Annotated in this window: 16 protein-coding genes; 9 read left to right on the top strand and 7 right to left on the bottom strand. The window is 65.8% G+C overall.

All coding sequences use genetic code 11. The features are described from left to right. Positions 1-212: 212 nt before the first annotated feature. Positions 213-1,238 carry a CDP-6-deoxy-delta-3,4-glucoseen reductase gene (locus tag AC56KL_RS13340; protein ID WP_497180635.1) on the bottom strand — a complete coding sequence of 342 codons (1,026 nt, stop codon included), beginning with the start codon at positions 1,236-1,238 and terminating at the stop codon, positions 213-215. A gap of 375 nt (positions 1,239-1,613) precedes the next feature. Between AC56KL_RS13340 and AC56KL_RS13335 the strand changes: the two genes are divergently transcribed. The 4 genes from AC56KL_RS13335 to AC56KL_RS13320 all read left to right on the top strand — a co-directional run bounded on the left by AC56KL_RS13335 (position 1,614) and on the right by AC56KL_RS13320 (position 3,879). Next, complete coding sequence (locus tag AC56KL_RS13335) at positions 1,614-2,168, top strand: DUF2189 domain-containing protein (RefSeq protein ID WP_497180634.1); 555 nt, start codon at positions 1,614-1,616, stop codon at positions 2,166-2,168. Between the two features lie 25 nt (positions 2,169-2,193). After that, positions 2,194-3,108 (top strand): NAD-dependent epimerase/dehydratase family protein, encoded by a 915-nt coding sequence (locus AC56KL_RS13330; protein ID WP_497180633.1) that lies wholly within the window; start codon positions 2,194-2,196, stop codon positions 3,106-3,108. Between the two features lie 22 nt (positions 3,109-3,130). After that, on the top strand, positions 3,131-3,358 hold the full coding sequence (locus tag AC56KL_RS13325) for a hypothetical protein (RefSeq protein WP_497180632.1): 228 nt from the start codon (positions 3,131-3,133) through the stop codon (positions 3,356-3,358). A gap of 251 nt (positions 3,359-3,609) precedes the next feature. Then, positions 3,610-3,879, top strand: coding sequence for a hypothetical protein (locus tag AC56KL_RS13320; protein WP_497180631.1), 270 nt, complete (start codon positions 3,610-3,612; stop codon positions 3,877-3,879). A gap of 55 nt (positions 3,880-3,934) precedes the next feature. On the opposite strand, the gene AC56KL_RS13315 is transcribed toward AC56KL_RS13320, so the two are convergent. The 3 genes from AC56KL_RS13315 to AC56KL_RS13305 all read right to left on the bottom strand — a co-directional run bounded on the left by AC56KL_RS13315 (position 3,935) and on the right by AC56KL_RS13305 (position 8,824). Beyond that, complete coding sequence (locus AC56KL_RS13315) at positions 3,935-4,663, bottom strand: UCP032817 domain-containing protein (protein WP_497180630.1); 729 nt, start codon at positions 4,661-4,663, stop codon at positions 3,935-3,937. A 307-nt stretch (positions 4,664-4,970) separates the two neighbouring features. After that, positions 4,971-6,830: a sensor histidine kinase gene (locus AC56KL_RS13310; RefSeq protein ID WP_497180629.1), complete on the bottom strand. Its 1,860-nt coding sequence runs from the start codon at positions 6,828-6,830 to the stop codon at positions 4,971-4,973. A gap of 236 nt (positions 6,831-7,066) precedes the next feature. After that, positions 7,067-8,824 carry a glutamine--tRNA ligase/YqeY domain fusion protein gene (locus tag AC56KL_RS13305; protein ID WP_497180628.1) on the bottom strand — a complete coding sequence of 586 codons (1,758 nt, stop codon included), beginning with the start codon at positions 8,822-8,824 and terminating at the stop codon, positions 7,067-7,069. Positions 8,825-8,965: 141 nt separating this feature from the next. On the opposite strand from AC56KL_RS13305, the gene AC56KL_RS13300 reads away from it, so the two are divergent. From AC56KL_RS13300 to AC56KL_RS13280, 5 genes are all read left to right on the top strand, one after another. Further along, positions 8,966-9,106 carry a hypothetical protein gene (locus AC56KL_RS13300; protein ID WP_497180627.1) on the top strand — a complete coding sequence of 47 codons (141 nt, stop codon included), beginning with the start codon at positions 8,966-8,968 and terminating at the stop codon, positions 9,104-9,106. A gap of 94 nt (positions 9,107-9,200) precedes the next feature. Next, positions 9,201-9,491: a DnaJ domain-containing protein gene (locus AC56KL_RS13295; RefSeq protein WP_497180626.1), complete on the top strand. Its 291-nt coding sequence runs from the start codon at positions 9,201-9,203 to the stop codon at positions 9,489-9,491. 40 nt (positions 9,492-9,531) lie between these two features. After that, positions 9,532-10,044 (top strand): hypothetical protein, encoded by a 513-nt coding sequence (locus AC56KL_RS13290; protein WP_497180625.1) that lies wholly within the window; start codon positions 9,532-9,534, stop codon positions 10,042-10,044. After that, positions 10,041-10,838 carry a hypothetical protein gene (locus AC56KL_RS13285; RefSeq protein ID WP_497180624.1) on the top strand — a complete coding sequence of 266 codons (798 nt, stop codon included), beginning with the start codon at positions 10,041-10,043 and terminating at the stop codon, positions 10,836-10,838. Before AC56KL_RS13290 ends, AC56KL_RS13285 begins: the two co-directional genes overlap by 4 nt. Before the next feature lie 17 nt (positions 10,839-10,855). Then, a complete protein-coding gene (locus AC56KL_RS13280) occupies positions 10,856-11,728 on the top strand; it encodes a hypothetical protein (protein ID WP_497180645.1) in 873 nt (290 codons plus the stop codon). Between the two features lie 43 nt (positions 11,729-11,771). Here the strand turns inward: AC56KL_RS13280 and AC56KL_RS13275 are convergent, their stop codons facing one another. The 3 genes from AC56KL_RS13275 to AC56KL_RS13265 form a co-directional block, all read right to left on the bottom strand. Next, positions 11,772-13,619, bottom strand: a complete 1,848-nt coding sequence (locus AC56KL_RS13275; protein ID WP_497180623.1) for a putative bifunctional diguanylate cyclase/phosphodiesterase — start codon at positions 13,617-13,619, stop codon at positions 11,772-11,774. Further along, positions 13,616-14,038: a YfiR family protein gene (locus AC56KL_RS13270; RefSeq protein WP_497180622.1), complete on the bottom strand. Its 423-nt coding sequence runs from the start codon at positions 14,036-14,038 to the stop codon at positions 13,616-13,618. Before AC56KL_RS13270 ends, AC56KL_RS13275 begins: the two co-directional genes overlap by 4 nt. Positions 14,039-14,116: 78 nt before the next feature. Continuing rightward, the gene (locus AC56KL_RS13265; protein WP_497180621.1) at positions 14,117-16,111 is read right to left on the bottom strand and encodes a TonB-dependent receptor plug domain-containing protein; all 1,995 of its coding nucleotides are present in this window, start codon (positions 16,109-16,111) and stop codon (positions 14,117-14,119) included. Positions 16,112-16,304: the final 193 nt, after the last annotated feature.

Raw genomic sequence — 16,304 nt, 5'->3', positions numbered from 1 at the left:
CAGCAAAGAAAATGTCCGCTCAAAAGCGCGTTAGCTCGCGCTAACCTGGGCAACCAAGCGGACATTTCAACTTTGCCAGAAGCGGACATTTCAACTTTGCCTTTACAGGGTGGGCGGATTCGCCGCCCACGCGTTCGAATCACGCATGCATTGACGCGATGCGATTCTTCACCGTCCGGTTGAACGCGCGGTCGGCGAAGCCGACCACCCTACTATTGTGCCAGGTCCGCCTCGGTGGTGAACGCATCCGCGAAGAACTCGTCCTCCGGCAGGCCGCACTGCGCCACATAGTCGCGCCGCGCCGAATCCACCATGACGGGGGCGCCGCAGGCGTACACCTGGTGGCCGGAGAGGTCCGGGAGGTCCTGCATCACGGCCGCGTGGACGTAGCCGGTGCGGCCCTGCCAGGCGTCGTCAGGCAGCGCATCCGACACCACCGGCACGTAGCGGAAGTCGGGCAGCGTGGTTTCCCAGGCGCGGCACAGTTCGTCCATGTACAGGTCTTGCGGACGGCGGCCGCCCCAGTACAGGCGCACGGAACGCGTCGACTTCAGGTGCATCAGGTGCTCGACCAGGGCCTTGACCGGTGCGAATCCCGTGCCCGAGGCCAGCAGCACGATCGGCTTGTCCGATTCTTCGCGCAGGAAGAAGGTGCCGAGCGGGCCTTCGAAGCGCAGGATGTCGCGCTCCTTCATGGCGCCGAAGACGTGGTCGGTGAACAGGCCGCCCGCCAGGTGGCGAATGTGCAGTTCCAGCGGACCGCTGAACGAGGGCGCGCAGGCGATGCTGTAGGCGCGGCGCTTGCCGTCCTTGAGCAGGAACTCGATGTACTGGCCGGCGCGGTAGGCGAGCGCCTCGTTGGCCGGCAGCTGCAGGGTGACGATGGCCACGTCCGGTGCGGCCTTGCGGATGCCGGCGATCCGGGTCGGCATCTTGCGCACCGGGTACTCCGAACTGCCGCCCACTTCGCGCGCTTCGATCACCAGGTCCTGCTCGGGCACGGCGCAGCAGAACAGCGACATGCCCTGGGTCTTCTCGATCTCGCTCAGGGCGCGCCCCTGGTGCGGCTTGTGCTGCAGTGCGCCGTCCAGCACCTTGCCCTTGCACGAGCCGCAGGCGCCGTTCTTGCAGCCGTAGGGCAAGCCGATGCCGGCACGAATGGCGGCGGAAAGGACGGTTTCATCGGCCTCGCAGGTGAACTGGTGGCCGCTCGGCTGGACGGTGATCTGGAACGTCATGGTGATGTGTGCTGTGTTGTTGCCGGGAAGACGGGATCGGCAGGGCGCCGGCTCCGCCCTGAGTCTGCCTATTTTACACGCTGCCCCGGAACGGCGAGACGCCGCCGCCCGGGACGCCATCCAGCCTGGGTATCCGCAGGCGCTGCCGAAAAGCGCTGCCGATCCGCTATACAATCGCGGGCTGGTGGCGACCCGTCATCGTCGCCTTTTTTTGGAAAGATCGCCATGCAAGCCAGCCAACCCCCCTCCGGGCGCGCCCCCGCCCCCAGCCTGTCGGTCCGCCATGTGCCCCGTGGCCAGGGGCTCGCGTGGCTGGCTGCCGGATGGTCGTGTTTCCGGCGCAGGTGGGAAGCGCTGGCCGTCCTCAGTACGGCCATGCTCATCCTCCTGTGGCTGTTCAGCCGTCATGGGGGCATCCTGTTCCCCATCCTGGCCACCCTGTATCTCGGCGCAGTCGCGGTGTACTGCCGCATGGACGCCCAGGGCGACGCCTTCCTGGCCGGGAGCGGCGCCTGGCGCAAGCCCTCGCTGTGGGCGCTGGCCATCGTCATGGTCTTCCTGTCGCTGGCGCTGGGGGGCGTGGTTGCCGCGATCGCCGCCGGGGGGCTGGCGACCGGAGCCTACAGCGCCGTGCATTTCGGGAAGGGCCTGTTCTACGCGTTCGCCGCCGCCCAGGTGCTGGTGATCCTGGTGTGCTCGACTTTCTGGATGGCCCCGGCGCTGGTGATCGAACGGGGCGCCGGCGTGTTCCAGGCGCTGCGCCTGAGCGTGCTGGGCTCGCTGCGCAACCCGCTGCCTTTCCTGACGGTCGTGGCGCTGGGCGTGCTCATGACCGTGCTGGCCATGCTGCCGCTCGGCCTGGGCCTGGTCGTGGCCATGCCGGTGCTGGCCTGCGCCGCGGCCAGGGCGGCCGGGGAAATCGTCGCCTGAGCAGCCGCCCCAAGGCTCGCATACAATGCCAGCCGTGACTACTTATTCCCATTCGATGAGGCGGCCGCGCCTGCTGGTCGTCGGCTGCGGCGACGTCGGCATGCGCCTGCTGCCCCTGCTTGCCGGCCGCATGCGCGTGTTCGCGCTCACCAGCCAGCGCGAACGCTGTGCCGAACTGCGCGCCGCCGGCGCCGTCCCGGTCGTGGCCGACCTCGACCGCCCGGACAGCCTGCGGCGCCTGAAGGGCATGGCCGACTGGGTGGTGCACCTGGCGCCGCCGCAGCCCGAGGGCAGCGAAGACCGCCGCACGCGCCACCTGGTCGCGGCGCTCGGCAAGACCGCGCGCTGCGTCTATGTCAGCACCAGCGGCGTGTATGGCGACTGCGGCGGCGAACTGGTGACGGAAACCCGGCCGGTGGCGCCGCGCAATGCGCGCGCGCGCCGGCGCGTCGACGCCGAACGCGTGCTGCGCGCCTGGTCGCTGCTGAACGGCACGCGCCTGGCAATCCTGCGCGTGCCCGGCATCTATGCCGCCGACCGCCTGCCGCTCAAGCGGCTGGAGCAGGGAACACCGGCCCTGCGCCCTGAAGATGACGTGTACACCAACCACATCCATGCCGACGACCTGGCGCGCATCGTCCTGCTTGCGCTGTTCCGCGCCCGTCCGGGCCGGGTGGTGAATGCGGTCGACGACACGCGCATGAAGATGGGCGAGTATTTCGATGCGGTGGCCGATGCCTTCAGGCTGGCGCGTCCCCCGCGCCTGCCGCGTGCGGAGCTCGAGACCGTGGTCACGCCGGCGCTGCTGTCCTTCATGTCGGAATCGCGCCGTCTCGACAATACGCGCCTGAAGCGCGAGCTGGGCGTGCGCCTGCGCTATCCGAGCGTCGCGATGGCGCTGGCGCAGCTGGCCCCGGCTCCCGTACAATCTGGCGCCTAGAACAAGCGGTGCGGGAGCCAGCATGACTTATGAAGAATATCTCGACGAAGTGACCACGCTGATCGTCGAAAAATACGGGATTACGGACGCCGCCGCGATCAAGATCGTGGTTGCCGCGCAGGACAAGGAATACTTCGTGCCGCACGACGACAAGCCCGAGATGCGCACGATCGAGCGCGCCCACCTGGATGCGCGGACACTGTACCAGGCCAGCGCCCTGGCCAAGGCCGGCCCCGGCAGGAAGAAGTAAGGCCTCCCTGCCGCTCCGTCCGGAGCGGCATATCCACCCGACTCCGATGCGTCCGCTTGTGCGGAGGCGTCGGCTCGTCCATTGCAGTCTCTCCGGAATGGCCAGGGACTTGTGCAAACCATAAGACATACGTGTATCATTTCGCCAACAGCGAAAACTTCCGTACAAACCATGCCTGTTTGGCTTTGCATGCAAATATTTCGCGACAGATCACGAAAAGTGACAAATAATTTAATTCCTGAAAGAAACAAATGTCCATCAAACGTCTTCCGGACGGCGCGGAATACGACCCGAACCGGGTCCTCGACGCCATCATCGCCAAACTCCGCCTGAAGAACGATGCCGCGCTGTCGCGCGTGCTCGAAGTGGCGCCTCCCGTGATCAGCAAGATCCGCCACCAAACACTGCCGATCGGCGCTACGCTGCTGCTGCGCATGCACGAGGAGAGCGAGTTCAGCATTCGCGAACTGCGGGCCCTGATGATCAGGCCGCATGAAACGGAGCAGGAGCTGGCGGCCTGAGTGAAAAACGGCCGGCTGGACAAGCGTCGTCCGGCCGGCCATCAGGGAAGGAACATCAGGCCGCGTGCGCCAGTTCCTTGCCAGGTGCGGAGCAGAATGCGTGGCCAGCGTTCGCGGTGTCGCGCGGCTTGCCCGGGGCCGAGCAGAACGCGTGCGCAGTCTCGGCGCTTGCACGCGGCTTGCCCGGCGCCGAACAGAAAGCATGCGCCGCGTCGTTCGCCTTGCCCGGTGCGGAGCAGAACGCATGCGCCGCGTCGTTCGCCTTGCCCGGTGCGGAGCAGAACGCATGCGCGGCGTCGACGGCCTTGCCCGGTGCGGAGCAGAACGCATGCGCGGCGTCGATGGCCTTGCCCGGTGCGGAGCAGAACGCATGCGTGGCAGCGGCAGGTTTGCCTGGTGCCGAGCAGAACGCATGGGCGGCGCCGACGGCCTTGCCCGGCGCGGAGCAGAATGCATACGCCATGCCGGCAGTTTGCCCCGTCCCGAATTCCGCCTCGTAGATCACGCGCATCCGCTGGCCGGAGGCGATCTGGTCGCCGTCACTCGCGCCGGCGCCGATGCCGACATACGGATAGTGGTGCAGGAAGTAGCCGAACAGCGCTTCGCAGTCACGTGCGTACTTCATCGTATCGAGGATGTGGTAGTGCCAGAAGGTGTCGACGTCGACGGTGGGCGATGCCTCCGCGTCAGGGTACTTCTTCATCAGGAAGAGGAAGCGGCGGTACTCCGTTTCCACCGCGTCGGCCCGCAGCGCGGACCAGCCTTCGCCAGATTCGACATGCATCAGCTTCATTTTGATCGGGGCAAGATCGAGTGCTTCAAAGGCTGCGAATTCGTTAGTCGACATAGTGTTCACCTTGTTGTTGTTAGACCTGTTTGTTAAGGCATTCTTATTTATCCCTAGTGTTGAAGCGATACGCCAAGAATCCTCCTTGAATATGGTGACGCGTTTATCGGAAGCCAAGAACTGCATCTTGACCAGTGGCAGTGATAACAATTGTCCTGCGACGGGTCAGGTTTAATGTTGAGTTCTGTCAACCGAGAAACTGCTGTGCTGAAATGAGACAACATGGGGCGCAGCTGCTCCATGCTCACGCGATGGCTGGCAGCACGCCGTCGCTGTCGTAGGCCGGAAAAGCCGGCGCTGCGGGCGCATGTCCGCCGACGGGAATGGTGACGACGATCGTGGTGCCGGTATCCGGACCGCTGCTGATGGAGAAGCTGCCGCCGAGAATATTGACGCGCTCTTCGATGCCTACCAGTCCGAACGAACCGTTGCGGTTGCGGCTGCCCGGCTGCATGCCCACGCCGTTGTCGCGGATCGTCATCGTCAGCATGTCCGCGTGCTGGTGCAGGTCGATGCGCACCTTGCTCGCGCATGCATGGCGGGCCACATTGTTGAGCGACTCCTGCAGGATGCGGAAGAAGGCGGTCGCGCACTGGTCGTCGAGGTGGTGCTCGGTCTCGTCTTCGACCAGCTCGCACTCGATGCCGGTACGGCGTGCGAAATCGGCGACCTGCCAGTCCACCGCGGCATTCAGGCCCAGGTCGAGCACGTTGGGGCGCAGGTCGTTGATGATCTGGCGCACGCTGCGGATGGTGAGGTCGATCTGGCGCACCGTCGCAGCGGCGCGCTCGTGCAGGCGGCCGTGGCGATCGCGCGTGCGGTTGGCCAGGATCTCGGCCTCGATCTTCAGCGCCAGCAGGTTCTGCGCGAGTTCGTCGTGGATCTCGCGCGCGATGCGCTTGCGTTCGCCCTCCTTGATCTGTTCCGCGTGGGCGGCCAGCTGGCGCAGTTTCTCGTTGGTGGCCTGCAGCTTGGCCTGGCTCGCGCGCAGTTCGCGCGTCATGTCCTCGGCCATGCGCAGGGCGCTGCGGCGCGACGAGGCCATCGTCTGGAACAGCGCGTACAGCAGGGCGGTGCTGAGCGTGCCGGCGAGCGCGGCCAGCCAGGGATAGAAGAGGTCGAAGCGCGTGTACATCGCCGATTTATCGACGGTGAACTCGGCGCGCCAATGGCGCTGGTTGAATGCGATCGGCAGGCTGGCGCGCAGCAGGTCGGCTTCGTCGGGTACCGACTGCTGCGGTAGTTTCATCGCCAGGTGGCTGTCGTACAGGATGCCGCTGTGCCGGGTCTCGCCCGGCTCCTGCGGCACATCGTCGAGGTCGGTGAGTACCAGGCGTACCCCATCGATCGGAAATCCCTCGAGGATATCGTTGACCATCCTGTTGACGCCGAAACCGATACCGACCGAGCCCATGTACGCGGCGCGGCGCTCGGCAACGGTATTGATCGGCATGTTGCCGCGGTACACCGGCAAGCGCATCGCGAGCACGTTCTGTATGGGGCCGGGCAATACCCTCACGCGGAACCCGGAAGCGGCAATGGTATTGTTGTCGCGCGACTCCGCCGCGGTGTGGCTGATGTAGCTGCGCGCTTCCAGATCGCGGCCGAGCTTGTCGAGTGTCTGCGGGGTGGCAGGTTCGATGTAGGTGAGGATCGTATAGCTGTCGCGGCCGGGCACGGGACGCAGCCCCGCGACACGATCAGGCATGCCGTACTGGCGCAGGCGACTGCGCACTTCCGCCTCCACTGCCGGCAGTTCGGCCGGGCCGACGGTGCGTGCGAAATTGATGACCTCGATGCCTGGGAAGTTGCGGGGCGTATCGAGCTGCTCGACGTAATAACGGAACTCTTCGGGCCCGACCGAGGTACTGGCACGGAACAGTCCGGCCGTACCGCGCAGGATGTCGGAATAACTCTTGATGCGAGCGTCGATCGCATACTGGGCGGTGCGCGCCATGCTGCGAAAACGCGTCACGGCATCGCTTTCGATCGCCTTGGCGGTGGCCAGGTGGAGGGCGCCGCCGACCGTTACCGACAGCAGCGCCCCGATCAGCACCGTGGTCGGGAGTGCAGCCAGCTGGGCGTGGGGGTGGTGGGAAGGCATGGTCCGCATACTTGGCAAGTGAGTACGTCGCGTTAATGCGACAGACATTCATACGCTATGCGTGTTTAACTGACAAAGTACCTATCAGAACAATTAGGTATGGCAGATATGCAACGAAGTAGTCGCGGCGGAAATCTTTTTATTGGAAAAGAAATAGGGGGCGATTCTGTTGGCATGGCCCCCCATGGTGCGTTCGTGGCGCCGACTCCCCCATCAGGAGGATGGCGTAGAAGGAATCATTTGCCCCAGCTGTCCTTCAGCGTCGTGACGCGGTTGAACACCGGCTTGCCCGGCTGCGAATCCACGCGGTCCGCCACGAAGTAGCCGTGACGCTCGAACTGGAAGCGCTGGTCGGCCACGGCGTCCTTCATGCCCGGTTCCAGGTAGGCCGTGACGGTCTCGAGCGCGTTCGGGTTGAGCGCGGCCTTGAAGTCCTTGCCGCCGGCATCCGGCTGCGGCTCGGTAAACAGGCGGTCGTACAGGCGCACCTCGGCTTCGAGTGCGGTGGCGGCGCTGACCCAGGTGATGTTGCCCTTGACCTTGTAGTTGTCGGCGCCCGGCGTGCCCGACTTCGAATCCTCGAAGTATTTCACGTGTACCGCCACCACCTTGCCGTTCTCGTCCTTGTCGAAGCCGGTGCACTCGACCACGAAGCCGTACTTCAGGCGCACGCGCGAACCCGGCTGGTCGCCGGTCGGCGGGGTGAAGCGGTGATAACCCTTGCTCGGCACTTCCATGAAGTCTTCCTGCTCGATCCACAGCTCGCGCGTGAACGGGAAGCTGCGCACGCCCATCTCCGGGTGGTGCGGGTGGACCGGCGACGAGCACGCGACCGATTCGCCTTCCGGGAAGTTGTCGACGATGAGCTTCAGGGGACGCAGCACCGCTATCGCACGCGGCGCCTTCGGGTCGAGGTCGTCGCGCAGCGCGCCTTCCAGCGTGCTCATGTCGATCCAGCCGTCGGCCTTGGACACGCCGATGCGCTCGCAGAACAGCTGGATCGATTCCGGCGTATAGCCGCGGCGGCGCAGGCCGACGATGGTCGGCATGCGCGGATCGTCCCAGCCGGTCACCACACCCTCGTCCACCAGCTGCCGCAGCTTGCGCTTCGAGGTGACCACGTAGGTCAGGTTCAGGCGCGCCATCTCGTACTGGCGCGGCACCGGGCGCGGGAAGAAGCCGCCGTCGGCCAGGGTGTCCACCAGCCAGTCGTACATCGGGCGGTGGTCCTGGAACTCCAGCGTGCAGATCGAATGGGTGATGTTCTCCAGCGCATCCGAGATCGGGTGCGTGTAGTCGTACATCGGGTAGATGCACCAGGCGTCGCCGGTGCGGTGGTGGTGCGCATGGCGGATGCGGTACAGCGCCGGATCGCGGTTGGTCATGTTCGGCGAAGCCATCGCGTCTTCCGACATCCTGGCGCGCAGGATGTGCTCGCCGTCCTTGTACTTGCCGGCCTTCATGTCGCGGAAGAGTTGCAGCGATTCTTCCACGGGACGGTTACGGAAGGGCGAGTTGGTGCCCGGCGTGCCGAAGTTGCCGCGGTTCTTCGCCATCTCTTCGGCGCTCTGGCTGTCCACATAGGCCTTGCCTTCGCGGATCAGGTATTCCGCCATCTCGTACAGCCTGTCGAAATAGTCGCTGGCGTAATGCAGGTAGTCGCCGTCGCCCTGTTCCCAGGTAAAGCCGAGCCATTTCACGGAATCCATGATGGTGTCGACGTATTCCTGGTCTTCCTTTTCCGGATTGGTATCGTCGAAGCGCAGGTGGCAGCGGCCGCCGTAGTCGCGCGCCAGGCCGAAATTCAGGCAGATCGACTTGGCGTGGCCCACGTGCAGGTAGCCGTTCGGTTCGGGTGGGAAACGGGTGATCACGGGCGGCATGCCGTCGCGCTGGTGCTTTCCTGCCGCCAAGTCGTTTTCGATAATGGCGCGTAGGAAGTTGGACGACGGGGGATTGCCCGCCGCCGTTGGGGCGTTCTTGTCAATGCTCATGAAGAAGAGAATGGATAGGTTATGGCGGACATTTTACCGTAACGCAGGAGGGAGCCACCTCAGTATGTGGTGAAGCGCACGGTCGGCACGGTTTGGTAGAGACATACTTGGGGTAATCTGGTCCATTCGCAAGGCTCAACCATGAAAACCCTCGCCACCCATCCGGAACTGGTCCGCGCCTGGCTGCTGGCCCTGGCCGGCATGCCGCTGCCGCCGGTTCAACAACAGGCCCACCAGCAGCCTGCACGTCCAGCGCCGCCGGTCCAGCCTTACCGGCACTGAGCGGCTCGTTCGCCATCTTGTCGTTTCTATAGGATAATCTCGTCCTTGCCGTTTGCGGCTTCAGTCTTTGCGGCGTTTGCCGGGAGAGTTCCAATTGGAAAATTTATACGCGATCCTCGGCGTCGCCCCAAATGCCGGCGACGACGAGATCAAGAAGGTCTATCGCTCGCTGGCGATGCGCTACCACCCGGACCGGAATGGGGCGCCGGGCGCCGAAGCGCGCTTCAAGGCCGTCACCAAGGCCTATGAAATCCTGTCGGATCCGGTCCGGCGCGCCGAGTACAACCAGAGCGTCAACCACCGCATCGTGCTCGATGCCGAGGCCGAAGCCTTCGAACTGTGGCGCTCGCTGTTCGCGCTGAATGGCGTGAATCTCCAGGCCTGAGCCGGGGCCTGCGCCCATTATTGAATCAACAGGACACACAATGAAAAACGTACATCCCGAATTCTCGTTCCAGTCGCGCGAGCTGGAAGGACAGATCGAGGGCACGCTGGGCGACCCGCCCAACCGGAAGAACTACGACATGATGGTCGGCGCCCTGGTCTCGGAATACGCGGGCGGATCGGGCCTGGACGACGTCAACCTGATGGCCTTCGCGCTCGTTGACTGCATCAAGTTCAAGGATCCCAAGGGCCTGCTGCGCGAGGCTGCCGACTACGAAGGCGGCGACCCCTTGCGCGTGTTCCCGATGGCCGAATGCGATGGCGAACAGGGCCGCGCCATGTACGAGGCAATGACCGCGAATTATCCGGAGCTGGCGCGCCAGGCCATCATCACGGCCTTCCTGTACAAGAACCAGGCGCGCTGGGAAGACGAAGACCGCGACCTGGCCCGCCTCGGCGAAGGCGACGAAGGCGATGACGACGACATGGACGACAGCGCAGCGACCGACGACTTCACCCAGCTGTTCGATCCGGAAGGAGGGGAGCGCGAATGAGCGACCAGGAATCCAGTGGCGCTAACAAGGCCAACCTGCCTGCGCTGACGAAGCAGGTCAGCGAGCTGGTGCTGGCCGGCTCGCTCGAGCACGCCGAGGAGGCGTTCTCCCAGGCGGCCGACGAGCACGGCGACTATGCCGTCGTCGAAGTGCTGTCGACCCTGCCGCCGCAAGTGACCGCGCTGCACCTGTCGGGCTTCGACGGCGCCAAGACTTCGCTGGCTACCATGCTGGTGCCGCCCAAGGCCTGGGCCGAGAGCCTGGCCTACATCGCCGCCACCTGGCCGGACAACCTGATCGAAGACGATCCGGAACGCATCGCCGAGAACCTGTTCAACCACGTGCACGGCATCGTCTACGCCAACGAGGACGAAGACCGCCGCATCGAGCTGCTGCAGGAGGCTTCCGCCACCGACCATGGCGCGACCGTGTTCGCCATCCTGTGGTCGCTGGCGCCAAAGGAAATCCTCGAGCTGGCCGGCGAAATCCTGTCGAAGGGCCGCTACGTCACCGCCCAGACCAGCGGTGACAGCGACATCGCCCCGCTGGCGGTCGACCTGGCCAAGGCCAGCGAGGACGGCTGGGAGCGTTCGCTGATCGAGCTGTTCCCCGAGTTCCGCCACAGCGCCGAGATGGCCGACATGGAGCTGCCGGACGACCCGGACGAAGAATCGCCCTTCATGCAGCGCAACACCCGTGAACTGCTGTACCGCCTGCGCAGGCAGGTGCCCTCGGTGCGCAGCATGCCGCGCCGCGGTAGCCGCCGCAGCATGGGCACGGACATCTTCTCGTGAGCGGGGCCGCGTCAGCGATGCTGCCTGCCATCGTCATCGAGAAGCTGCCGCGCCTGGTGCGGGCGATCAGGCTGCTGCCACTTGAGGCCACGCTTGACGAAGCCGCGGTGCTGGCGGACGAGCTGTCCGGCATCACCGCGATGGTGGCCGAGAAGTTCACCAACGACCGCACCGCCGAAGGCATCCAGCGCGCCATGCTGCTCACCGTGGGCGGCATGTCGCTCGGCCTCGAGCACCTGTGCGGCAGCGACGACGACCTCGACGCGCTCGACATCCTGATCGAGGAGGGCGCCGAACTCGTGTTCCAGCAGGGCTTCCGCCTGGTAAAGGAGCTGGCCGCGCTGCCCGAGGACAGCCTGGTGGGCGAATACGACCTCGACCCCGTGTATTCCCAGCGGCGCCTGAAGGAACTGTTCGTCGACCTGTGCACGGCCGACCCGGGCGAGACCTGGTCCGGCTACGAACGCTACATCGGCCAGCTCAAGCAACGCCAGGGCGTGCAGGCGATCGTGCGCGCTGCCCAGTGGCTGCGCCGCCACCACTACGAAGGTCCGATCAACGATCCGGACCTGAACGCGGAGGGCGTGATCGCGCTGGCGGTCATCTTCGCGGTCGAAGGCGGTGGACGCGTCACGGCGCGCACCGGACAGAAGGAGTTCGAGCGCCTCGTGAAGTCGGTGCGCAAGAACAAGCCCGACTTCGAAGCCGGCTGGGCCGCGCTGATGGCGCAGCTTCCCCCGGCGCACCAGCCGATCATCGCGGAGCGCATCGCGACCTACCGCGAGCACTGCACGGTGCTGCAGCTCATCAATACCAAGGCGAGCTTGAAGCAGCTCTTCACCGAGCTGGAAAACTACGCAGGTTCCGAACTCGATCCGGACCTGCCGTGAGGGGCCCGAGATGAGCGGCGGGTGCGGTCCGGGATAGTCCTGCTCAGGCGGGCGCCACGCCCAGTTGCGACGTGAGCGCGTCGAGCGGCATCGGCCGGCCCAGCAGGTAACCCTGCACGACGTCGCAGCCGGCTGCCTGCAGCCATGCGTGCTGCTCCGCGGTTTCGACCCCTTCGGCCACCACTGTCAGCCTGAAACTGTGCGCCAGCGCGATCACGGCGCTGGCCAGGGTGCCGCCTGCCTCGGGCAGGGGACGCACGAAGCTGCGGTCGAGCTTCAACTGGTCGATCGGGAAGGATTGCAGATAGGCCAGGGACGAGTAGCCGGTGCCGAAATCGTCGATCGACATCCGGACCCCGAGGCTGCGCAGCGACTGCATGAAGCCGGCGGCCCGGCCGACGTCATCCATCAGGACGCTTTCGGTCAGCTCGAGTTCGAGCCGTGCGGCCGGCAGGCCGGTGCGCGCCAGGATGCCGCGCACCACGTCGATGAATTCATTGTCCCGGAACTGGCGCGCCGATACGTTCACCGCAATGCTCAGCGGCAAGCCGGTGTGCTCGCCCAAGGCAAGCGCATCGACGCAGGCCTGCTCCAGCACCCAGGCGCCGAGCTCGCCGATCAGGCCGGTGCCCTCGGCGATCGGGATGAATTCGTCGGGTCCGATGAAGCCGTGCTCGGGGTGGCGCCAGCGCACCAGTGCCTCGACGCCCAGCAGCTGGCTCGAGGCGCAATCGAATTGCGGCTGGTAGTACACCTGCAGGCCCTGCGAGGCGAGGGCGCGGCGCAGGTCGCGCTCGAGCTGGGCGCGGCGTTGCGCCGCCATGATCATCTCGCGCCGGAACCTGCCGAGCCGGTTCCGTCCCGCATCCTTGGCCTCGTACAGCGCGGTGTCGGCGTTGCTGATCAGTTCCGGTGCGGTGGCCGCGTCGTCGGGAAAGACGGCGGCGCCGATGCTGGCGGTGGCAAGGAATTCGGTCCCGTTCAGCTGCAGGGGGCGCTGCAGCGCACCGATGATGCGGTGGGCCAGCTGGTCGAGCTCCTCGCTCGTGCGGATGGCGTCGGCGAGGACGATGAATTCGTCGCCGCCAAGGCGGGCCACCAGGTCCTTGTCCCTCAACTGGGCGCGCAGCAGGCGTGCGACCTCGCGCAGCAGCTGGTCGCCGGCCTCGTGCCCGGCCGTGTCGTTGACCACCTTGAAGTTGTCCAGGTCGATCAGGAGCACGCCGACCTTGCCGCCGTCCGTCGTGGCGCGCTCGAGCATCGTATCGAGCGTTTCATTGCTCGCCCGCCGGTTCGGCAGCTCGGTGACGGGGTCGGTATAGGCGAGGTAGGCAAGCTCGCGCTCCGCCTTCGCCATGCGCGAACGGAGCTTGCGCGACACCAGGGTGCTGGTCAACAAGGCGCCGACGAAGGCCAGGCCGAGCAGCGCCCCGTAGCCCAGCAGGCCGTCGCGGATGCCCGTGGTGTCGGCGACCAGGCGCACCTGGCCCAGGCTGCGGCCCTGGTAGACCACGTCGCGGGTGACGATCACGGGAGCGAACCAGGCGTGCGCCGGCCCGGCCGGGGCGCCCGCGTCGCGCCGATAGGTGGCGAAGCTGGCCCCGTCCCGGTCCAGCACCAGCGCCATGCTGAGGAAGGGCGCCGGGTGGAAGGAACGCAGCATCTCGGCGGCCGCGTCCCGGTCCTGGAACATGAGCGGCGCCGAGACGTTGTCGGCGATGATCGACGCGTGCACCGTCACGTCGCCCACCAGGTTCCTGCGCAAGCTGATGAACTGGTAGGTCAGCAGGATGCTGCCGGCGACTGCCAGCGCCACGACTGCCGCGGCGAGCTGGCCGGTGCCGAGCATCTTCGAGAGCCGGGTCTTTCGGAGGGCGATGCGGCGGTTCACAGCACGTTCCGGGCAAGGCGCAAGAGTTTGGAACTGAAGCGCAGGCCATTGCGCGTGGCCTCTTCCGTGTTCACGTCGAAGCGGACGTGCTCGTCGCCGTCGACGAGGGTGATCGCGGCCGCGCCAGGGCCCGCGCCGTCGCGCACCACCAGCGTGCCCGGCAGGGCGGGCGGAGGCTCGGACGAGCGCGCCAGCACGAGCACATGGCAGCCTCCGTCCTTGAGGCGGCTGGCCGCTTCCATGGTGCTCCAGGCCCGGCCGTTGACGGGCTTGCCGTCGAATGAGCGCAAGCTATCCCACAGGGCGCTGTCGGGACTGGCGCACACGACAAAACCGTCCCTGGCGCGGGCCGGTTCCGGCCAGACCGTGAACTGTGCGAAGTTGTAGATGAAGGCGGCTTTCAGCTCGACGTCGCGCACCTGGCCGAGCGCATGCGCGTATGCAAGCGTGCATGCTGCAGCGAAGCCTAGCGATCGAATGCATGCCCACCTCATCGGTCAGAACCGGTAGCCAAGTTTGACGAACAAGGTGCGCCCCTCGCGCTCCAGGGCTTCCTGGACGAATGCCGGGCCTGCCGGGTCGGCGTAGCGCCGGTTGCCCGCATTGAACAGGCCGAGCGCCAGGCTGGCGCCGGGAAGCACGCTGGCGGCCGGGAACTGCAGGTTGAGGTTCAGGTTGACGACGCAGTAGCCGCCGGTCCGCGCTCCTTCGGTCAGGCGCGAGGACAGGCATTGCAGCTCGCTGCCCAGGCGGGTATGTGCGGCCAGGGGCGTTACCAGGTTCAGCTTGGCAAGATGGCGCGGCGAATTCACCAGCGCCGCGCCGCTGCCGTCCCTGGAACGCTGCCAGGCATAGCTCGCGCGAACCCGCGCGCCGCCGCCCAGCAGGCGCTCGAATGCGCTCTCGAATCCGCTTGCCCTGGCCCGCGCCAGGTTGCGGAAGATGAGGGCGCCGGTGGACTCGTCCACTTCCTGGGTGATCAGGTCCTTCATGGCGTACTGGAATACCGATACGGTCGCGTGCCCCGCCGTGCCGAGCGCATGTTCAAGGACGAGCTCGTGCGTTCGGATGCGCTCGGGAGCCAGCGCCAGGTTGCCGGACTGGACGCTGCCATTGTCCGGGCCATAATACATTTCGTAGGCGTTCGGCACCCGGAAGGCCGTGCCGTAAATGAGCTTGACCGTGTCGGCGGCGCTCAGCTTGACCAGCAGGGCCGCGCGCGGATTGGTGCTGCGCGCACCAGTGTCGTAGCGGTCGTGACGCAGCCCGACATTCAGCAGCGTCCGGGCGGACAGGCGGATCTCGTCCTGCACGAACAGGCCGCTGCGCCGTCCGGACCGGCGGTCGTCCAGCAGCATGCGGTAGGGTTCGCGGTCGTAGTTGAACTGGTCGCGGCGCGCGTCGCGCTGCAGATCCATGCCGAATACGATCTTATGCCGGCGCAACGCGGTGGAGGTCGCCTGCGCGCTGACGCCGTACCAGCGCGCATGATCGCCGTCGACGTTGGTGATGGACACTGCGCTCTCGCCCGGATCATCGCCGTCGGCCTTGTCGATGCGCACTGCGCTCTCGCCCGGATAATCGCCGACCCCGAGATAGTCCGCCTTGCCCCAGAGTGCCTGGAGCGACAGGCTCAGGTCGGGTGTGAGCGCCTGCGTATAGGCCAGGTTGACGAGGCTTTGCGCATCGGTGGTCCGGTTCGGGGTATTGAAGACGGCCCCGAACGAGCCGGTCGGCACGCCCTTGGTGCGGTGCACGTGGCTGGCGGACAGCACCAGGCCGCGATAGCTGGCCTTGACGAAGAAATTACGCGCGCGGTCGAAGTCCAGGCGCTCGGCCACACCACGATTGTGCTCGGGCGCATCGAATTCCGGATAGTACAGGTCTTGCCCGTCGCGTCCGTAGACGCTGGCCGACATGACCACGTCCGCGCCGCTCTGGCCATGCCAGCCCCAGCTGGTGCGCAGCTTGCGCTCCCCATGCTCGCCGGCGCCTGCGGACACGCGCGTTCCCTGCAGGTCGCTGCCGTCCTTGGTGACGATATTGATGACGCCGAACAGCGCATTGGAGCCGTAGATGGCCGACCCCGGGCCGGGCACGAACTCGATGCGCTGGACGTTGTCCATGTCGACCAGTCCTTCCGTCCCCAGCGGGGCCTGGTCGTACACGGCGTCGTTGACGCGCGCGCCGTCGACCAGGAGCAGGAAGCGGCTGTTGTAGTCGCCCGGCCGCAGGAAGCCGCGGGCGCCGAGATAGCTGTAGTTCCTGTCGTTGGTGGCGTACACGCCGGGTAGGGAGGCGAGTGCATCCGCCAGGGTGCGCCACCCGAATTCCTTGATGTCCGCCGCGGTCAGCACCACGACCGCCGAGGGTGCTTCACTGATGAGCTGCTCGAACTTGGAGGCGGCCGTGACCGTACGCATGGCGACCAGCTGCTCGAAGGGCAGGGAATCGAGCACGGCCGGGCTCGCCTCCTGGCGGGGGCTTGCCATGGCGGACGGCGTCGGCAGTCCCGTGGCCCCAGCAATCGCGACGACGGCGGCACATCGCCGACTCAAGAAAAAAGGGGCAAATGCAAACATGCGTGATAAGTTCTTATAAGAAATAACTATTTCTTTAAAGAAGTATCATAGCAGTTAGTTTGTTCTACCCATTTTGTATGGACATTCTTTTGCATAAATACAA

It is taken from the genome of Telluria sp. ZB4P34 (assembly GCF_059686055.1).
Note: the sequence above shows the minus strand (reverse complement) of the source record. Positions and strands in the feature narration are given on the sequence as shown.